This is a genomic window from Bradyrhizobium sp. LeoA1Lang (assembly GCF_055413685.1).
On record NZ_JBVAPG010000394.1, the window covers coordinates 1 to 1,450 of the forward strand.

General features: G+C 59.5%; 1 protein-coding gene and 1 pseudogene. One reads left to right on the plus strand and one right to left on the minus strand.

The annotated features are described in order from the left end of the window. Nucleotides 1–376: 376 nt before the first annotated feature. Complete coding sequence (locus tag ACZYOF_RS43710; RefSeq protein WP_165421643.1) at nt 377–526, minus strand: hypothetical protein; 150 nt, start codon at nt 524–526, stop codon at nt 377–379. 106 nt (nt 527–632) lie between these two features. Between ACZYOF_RS43710 and ACZYOF_RS43715 the strand changes: the two are divergent. Beyond that, a pseudogene (locus ACZYOF_RS43715) lies at nt 633–1,450 on the plus strand (IS630 family transposase); the annotation flags it as partial.

The window sequence follows — 1,450 nt, forward strand, 5'->3', positions numbered from 1 at the left end:
AGAATGCGGCGAACCGCCTCAAGCTTGAACTCTCGGCTGAAAACACGGGGGGATTTGTTGGGCATACGTTCTCCGTTAGAGAACTGTCCCTAATTTCCCGTGTCTCACTTTTGGGGGGCACTCCAGTACACCAGCGATGATCGCATCAATAAATTCGTCGCGCAGGCCCCCGCCGAACCTCCTTCTTGGACAATTTGTTAATCACGAGGAGATCGACGCCGCTTGATCGCGTGGGCCACCACAACGGTAGCATCGGTAAGCCTATTAGCACCAAGCTTGCAGAACATGGCGCCGCTGCCGGGTGTGCTCGCATATCGAAATCTCGTGCCCCGTCGCAATGTCCAGCGCGAGCATGGTTCTCATGCCGTCGCGCCCTTCAGGTTTGCTGAACGAAGCCGCCGACGTGCACGCCTTGCCGCATGAGACTCCTGGGGTAAGTCGGCGAGCAGCTCACAAGCGTCCTGTTTCGCCGGTAGAGGATTGCCGCGACGCGCTTCGGATCGATGTCGGCAAGCTTGGTGATCATGACCGTGATCCTCTAGAGCGGGATGGGATTAGATTGAATCGATTGAGGATTCCCAAATCAGATCGGTTCTGATTCAACATGCTGGCTGGGAAGGAGGCCGGCATGGATGGGGCGAGCGTATTCGACTGATCTGCGTGAGCGCGTGGTTGACGCCGTCTGCGAGGGCGGCCTGTCGTGCCATCAGGCGGCGGCGCAATTTGGTGTAGGCATCAGCACGGTCATTCTCTGGGTGCAGCGCTTTCGCGCGACCGGCAGCGTCGAGCCGGATCAGATCGGCGGCTACAAGCCGAAGAAGATTTCGGGAAAGCATCGTGATTGGCTGGTGCAACGGTGCCGGACGGCGGATTTCACCTTGCGCGGGCTGGTGGCCGAGCTTGCCGAGCGTGGTCTGAAGGTCGATTACCGGACGCTGTGGGACTTCGTCCACGCCAAGAAGCTCAGTCACAAAAAAAGACGCTGATTGCTGCCGAGCAGGACCGTCCCGATGTTGCCCGTCGGCGGACGCAATGGAGCAAATATCGGGAGCGGATCGATCCGTCTCGCCTGGTGTTCATCGACGAGACCTGGACCAAAACCAATATGGCGCCGCTGCGGGGCTGGGCGCCGCGCGGTCAAAGGCTCAAGGCCAAGGTGCCACATGGCCACTGGCAGACCATGACCTTCCTGGCCGCCTTGCGCCACGATCGCGTCACGGCCCCGTGGCTCATCAATGGGCCGATCAATGGCGAAACCTTTCAAACCTACGTCGAAAAGGTTCTAGTCCCGACATTGCCGCCCGGCGACATCGTGATCATGGACAACCTCGGCTCGCACAAGGGCAAGGCCGTACGTCGCGCCATCCGTGCCGCCGGTGCACGGTTGTTCTTCCTACCGAAATACTCACCCGATCTGAACCCGATCGAGCAGTTCTTCGCCAAACTCAAG

Excerpts from the sequence above, each read along its gene's own strand:
- ACZYOF_RS43710 (WP_165421643.1), bottom strand. The coding sequence starts at position 526 with ATGATCACCAAGCTTGCCGACATCGATCCGAAGCGCGTCGCGGCAATC.